Annotated in this window: 5 protein-coding genes and 1 pseudogene; 2 read left to right on the top strand and 4 right to left on the bottom strand. The window is 30.3% G+C overall.

The window, feature by feature from the left end; translation table 11 throughout:
* The first annotated feature begins 1 nt into the window (after position 1).
* On the top strand, positions 2 to 1,141 hold the full coding sequence (locus QNK89_RS00420) for a cysteine desulfurase family protein (RefSeq protein WP_340168949.1): 1,140 nt from the start codon (positions 2 to 4) through the stop codon (positions 1,139 to 1,141).
* Positions 1,142 to 1,150: 9 nt separating this feature from the next.
* Positions 1,151 to 1,933 carry an alpha/beta hydrolase gene (locus QNK89_RS00415; RefSeq protein ID WP_340168948.1) on the top strand — a complete coding sequence of 261 codons (783 nt, stop codon included), beginning with the start codon at positions 1,151 to 1,153 and terminating at the stop codon, positions 1,931 to 1,933.
* Here the strand turns inward: QNK89_RS00415 and QNK89_RS00410 are convergent.
* From QNK89_RS00410 to QNK89_RS00395, 4 genes and pseudogenes are all read right to left on the bottom strand, one after another.
* Positions 1,930 to 3,045 carry an SDR family oxidoreductase gene (locus QNK89_RS00410; RefSeq protein ID WP_340168947.1) on the bottom strand — a complete coding sequence of 372 codons (1,116 nt, stop codon included), beginning with the start codon at positions 3,043 to 3,045 and terminating at the stop codon, positions 1,930 to 1,932. The two genes, QNK89_RS00415 and QNK89_RS00410, sit on opposite strands and share 4 nt — an antisense overlap.
* 32 nt (positions 3,046 to 3,077) lie before the next feature.
* On the bottom strand, positions 3,078 to 3,263 hold the full coding sequence (locus QNK89_RS00405; RefSeq protein WP_340168946.1) for a Lacal_2735 family protein: 186 nt from the start codon (positions 3,261 to 3,263) through the stop codon (positions 3,078 to 3,080).
* A gap of 72 nt (positions 3,264 to 3,335) precedes the next feature.
* Positions 3,336 to 3,614: pseudogene (locus QNK89_RS00400) on the bottom strand (DUF2306 domain-containing protein); the annotation flags it as partial.
* Between the two features lie 239 nt (positions 3,615 to 3,853).
* Positions 3,854 to 5,411, bottom strand: a 1,558-nt coding sequence (locus tag QNK89_RS00395) for a TonB-dependent receptor (protein WP_340168945.1), incomplete at its 5' end; no start/stop codon positions are given.

Below are 5,411 nucleotides of genomic sequence, written 5' to 3'. Positions count from 1 at the left end.
AATGAAGAAAGTATATTTTGATAGCGCAGCAACTACACAATTAAGACCAGAAGTAGTCGATAGAATGACAAATGTAATGCATGAGTGTTATGGTAATGCGTCTTCTACGCATAGCTATGGTCGCTCTTCTAAGTCTTTGGTAGAAAATGCAAGAAAAACGGTTGCAAAACAACTTAATTGTTCTGCTTCAGAAATTATTTTTACTTCTGGAGGAACAGAAGCAGATAATTTTGCGTTAAGAAGTGCAGTAAGAGATCTTGGTGTTAAAACAATAATTACATCTCATATAGAACACCATGCCGTTTTATATACCGTAAACCAGTTAGAGCGCGAATATGGTATTACTGTTAAGTTTGTAGACTTAGATAGTGATGGACATGTAGACTACACTCATCTTGAAGAACTTTTAAAATCTCCAAAGAAGAAATTAGTAAGTCTCATGCATGTTAATAATGAAATTGGTAACATTCTAGATATTAAACGTGTTGGTGAATTATGTAAGGCTAACGATGCTTTATTTCATAGTGATACTGTACAGTCTGTAGGACATTACGAATTAGATTTACAAGAAGTAAATATAGATTTCTTAGCTGTAAGTGCACATAAATTTCATGGTCCAAAAGGCGTAGGTTTTGCCTATGTTAGAAAGAACTCTGGTATAAAACCTTTAATATTTGGAGGAGAGCAGGAGAGAGGAGCTAGAGCAGGAACAGAAGCAATACATAATATTGTAGGATTAGAAGAAGCGCTAAAATTATCTTATCAAAATTTAAATGAAGAGCGTGAATATGTAACTTCATTAAAAAAGTACTTTATTAAAGCCATTTCTGAAGCTTTTCCAGAATCTACTTTTAATGGTGGTTCTGCAAATTTAGACAAAAGCACCTATACACTTATAAATATATGTTTACCAATTGCACCAGAAAAAGCACCAATTTTATTATTTCAGTTAGATTTAAAAGGAGTTGCGTGTTCAAAGGGAAGCGCATGCCAAAGTGGTAGTGCAAAAGGTTCTCATGTGTTATCACAAATACTTTGTTACGAAGATATGCAGAAACCATCACTCAGATTTTCGTTTTGTAAATACAATACAACAGCAGAAATAGATTATGTTGTAGATGTTTTAAAAGATTTTATGTAATTTAGCCATATGTTAAACTATACCACATATATAAACAAGTCTGCTAACCAATGGGTTACTTTTGTTCATGGAGCAGGAGGTAGCTCTTCTATTTGGTATAAGCAAATAAGAAGTTTTGGTTTACAGTTTAACGTATTAGTACTAGATTTAAGAGGTCATGGTAACTCTAGACCTGGTCTAAAAGATGCTTTTAATTCTAAATATACTTTCGATTCTATAACCAATGATATAGTAGAAGTAATAGACCATTTAAAAATTGAGAAATCTCATTTTATTGGTATTTCGTTAGGAACTATTTTAATAAGAAATTTAGCAGAAAACTATCCAGAGAGAGTACAAAGTATGATAATGGGAGGCGCAATTATGAAATTAAATTTTCGTTCTCAAGTACTTATTAAATTAGGTGTTGTTTTTAAGTCTGTAGTACCATATATGATGTTGTATAAGTTTTTTGCATTCATTATTATGCCTCGTAAAAACCACAAAAATTCACGTTTGTTGTTTGTAAACGAAGCAAAAAAACTCTATCAAAAAGAATTTGTGAAATGGTTTAAACTAACATCAGAAATAAATCCATTACTTCGTTTTTTTAGAGCTAAAGACATTAAAATACCTACATTATATGTTATGGGAGAACAGGACCATTTGTTTTTACCATCTATAAAAAACATAGTTTCAAAACATATAGAATCTTCTTTACTAGTAATAGAAGATTGTGGACATGTTGTTAATGTTGAGCAGCCAGAAGCTTTTAATGTGCAGTCTATAAAATTTATAAATAGCCTAGCTTAATAACTTTGTCTAAAATTCTTTTCTACAGAAAAATTAATGAGATTCATAAAGTTTTTATGAACACCAAGTGTGTTTTCTAGTTGTAATTGTTTTATTACAGTTTTAATGCGCTCTGAGTCAAATTGAAGATCAGGTATCGATATGTAATTTTTAAATAAATGACCAATGGTTTTATAATATAATTCTTCAAAACCACTAAGGTTTACTGGCATCTTATCAATATATTCATAATTGTTTATATTAAAAGATTCCAATACTTTTCCAACGTAATCTTTATGGAGTACTTGTTTTGGGTTAACAATATTCAATTCTTTAATTTCCGGATGTTCAACAGCATATAAAATGGCTTTAGATACAAAATCTACAGGAACTATATTTAGCCCACTTTCATTATCAATCCAGATTCTAAAAGCATCAGTATTTTTTTTAGAATATTTTTCTAAAAACATTGGCCAAGAATAGAAGACATCATACTTTGGTGTTTCAAAAAAGGGCTTATCTAGAAGTCTACCACATATAATACTTGGTCTTAATATTTGAGAATCAATATTTAAGTCTTCACACTTTTTAATTACAAATTGTTCGGTTTCGAATTTAGACTGTTCGTAAGGGTTTCTAAAATTGGTAACATTGTATTGAGAAATACTATCGTTAACTACTTCATTTTGAATACCAAAAGAGTAAGCTGTACTTATGTAAATAAACCTATTTACGTGGTCTGGAAGATTTTCTAAAAGTTGTTGAGTTGCTTTATAATTTTGTTCGTGTACTAAAGTTTTAGAATTAGTAGCATGAGATAAATTAGTAGAGCCTGCACAATGTATTATTGTTGAAAAATTATACGCTTCTAGTATTTCTTTTTTAATGCTTACTAGGTCTTCAGGTATAACAGTTATTTTTTTTAAACACTCTTCTATACTAATGTTCTTAAGATAATCTGGCCTTGTCTCATTTTTTAGCACATTTAATAATCGTTCCTTTGCAGGAACTTTACTATTTCTAATAACAACAAATAAATGTTCATGAGTATTATTAAAAATTGCCTGTTTTAACCAGTCGAAAATGACATGACTTCCAACAATTCCATTTCCTCCAGTAAGCAGACAGTTCATTTATTTTAATTAATTTTTTTTTTACGAAGATACTATTTCAGTAAATTACAGTTGTGCTGTAAGACTTCTATTTGTTCTAAAACTTTTTGCGCTTCTGCCTGTTTTTTATCACTTTCACTTCTATTAGTTGTAGATAGCTTAAAAGATTGCTCTAACAAATTTTTGTATTGGTCTTGAAGTTTATCTAGTTTACTTTTCTTTTTAAATATTCCGAACATAAGATATTTTTTATACAAATATAAAATATTAAATATTATTTAATATAAAGGTTTTGTTAAAACGATACTTATTTACTTAAAGAAAATAGAATACAGATAACGACCTGGCATAAATGTAAATGTGCCTGCAATAATAAGTGCTCCAAAATAAAGTAGAATCATCTTTCGTTTATATGTTTTTACATCTCTTTTTTTAATAGCTAAGTAAGCAGTAGGAGCTGTGTATAGAGTTAAAAAACTAAAGAGATTAATCCATCCAAAATGATTAAATAGTATTTTGCCTACAGCTGCTGGCATAAATAAAGTTACAAGGGCTGTAACAAGCATGAGTGCCATATAAATTCTACCTAAAACTTTATGTAATGGTGTTCCTTATTTTAAGAGTAGACTTACTGTTCCTAAAACAAATGTATGAAGCACAGTAAATAGGTGAGTGAATATTAAAATTTCGTAATGCATAAATTTTAATTTAATTAGTTAGCCAAAGATTAATAAAACTTAAACAATTAAAATTTAAAAAAGCATTAGTTGTTATATTTAGTCTGACAACTGTAGCTTGAAATTTAAAATATAATGCAACTACGAAACTGTTAAAACTTCATAGTTGTTCTTACATTAAAAACTCTTGGTGTTAAATAATTAGGGATTGCATATTGCCTTTTACTATAGACATCTCTTACCCAAGTATTGGTAATAGAATTTTGCACATCGAAAACATTAAATATTTCAAACCCAAAAGACAATTCTTTAAAAGGTTTTTTCCATCCACTACCAAATTGTTTTTTACCATCTACTACTACAAACTGAAAACCAATATCTGCACGTTTATAATCTGGTAATCTACTTTGATATTGGTACTTGTCTGCATAACTTGGCGAACCTCCTGGTAAACCTGTATTATAAACTAAATTTAAATACATTTTAAAGTTTGGTAAGTTTGGTACATAATCTTGAAAAAGTGCCGCAAATTTTAGACGTTGGTCTGTTGGTCTGGCAATACTTCCTCTATTATTAATATTTTCTTCGGTTTTTAGATAACCAAAGCTAAACCAGCTTTCTGTTCCTGGAACAAACTCTCCATTTAAACGCATATCTAATCCATAGGCATAAGCTGTTGCATTGTTATTTGCTTGATAGCGTATACGTACGTTTTCAACTGTATATGGGTTTACATCACTTAGGTCTTTGTAATAGGCTTCTGTAGTTAATTTAAAAGGTCTATTCCACATTTTAAAACTATAATCGTTTCCTAATACTAAATGAATAGATTTTTGTGCTTTTACATTTGGTTGTACAATACCACTTGCATCTCGTAATTCTCTATAAAATGGTGGTTGGTAATATAAACCTCCGCTTACACGAAACAACATGTCCTTTTTCCAATTTGGTTTTATAGCAAACTGCCCTCTTGGACTAAAAACTATTTGATTATCTCCAGTAACATTACTATCTGTTACTTGCCAGTTATGAGCACGAATTCCAGCATTATACCAAACATCTGCATCACCTAATGTAGATCGTTTACTCCATTGTAAATAGGCTTGAATTCTATTTATTTGAGTGTTATTTCTTGCTTGAACATTTTGAAAAGCAGTGATAGGAAATGTATCTGGTTCGTATGGTTCCTGATTAAAACCACCAGAACCTGGAGGATTAATTGAAAAACCTGCAGAATCGATTACTTCCCATTCTATTAAACGATCTCTTATATCTTCATTAGTATATTTAACAGACCATTTAATTTCGTTCTCTTCTACGTTTGCAGTTCCTTTGTGTTCTACAGTAGTTATAAGTGCATCTAAGTCGTTACGTCCATGATTAAGTTGACCTCCAATACCTTCAGAAAATTCTACTTCTCCTAAATCTTCATCTCCAATATTACTATTTACTTCTCCTAAACGGTATTGCGCTAAAATATCAAAATGTTCTTCTTCTGTTGTATGGTAAGTAGATGCAACCAAACTAAGATCTACATTTTCATTAAGTTCATAACTAGCTTCTAAAGCACCAAAAAGAGTTTGGTAACTATCACGCTCTTGACCTTGATAAATTACTAAAAGCGCTAATGGATTATCTAATGTGCCAAAGTTTGTTTGTCTTGTTAAGGGTTGGAAATTATATCTATTTAAGGAGGCATTACCTAAGAAA

Source organism: Lacinutrix sp. (assembly GCF_037625555.1).
GTDB lineage: Bacteria > Bacteroidota > Bacteroidia > Flavobacteriales > Flavobacteriaceae > Lacinutrix.
This window is presented reverse-complemented; position numbering and strand designations above follow the sequence as displayed.

Coding starts and splice junctions, on each gene's coding strand:
- QNK89_RS00420 (WP_340168949.1), top strand. CDS start 2: ATGAAGAAAGTATATTTTGATAGCGCAGCAACTACACAATTAAGACCA.
- QNK89_RS00410 (WP_340168947.1), bottom strand. CDS start 3,045: ATGAACTGTCTGCTTACTGGAGGAAATGGAATTGTTGGAAGTCATGTC.
- QNK89_RS00415 (WP_340168948.1), top strand. CDS start 1,151: ATGTTAAACTATACCACATATATAAACAAGTCTGCTAACCAATGGGTT.
- QNK89_RS00405 (WP_340168946.1), bottom strand. CDS start 3,263: ATGTTCGGAATATTTAAAAAGAAAAGTAAACTAGATAAACTTCAAGAC.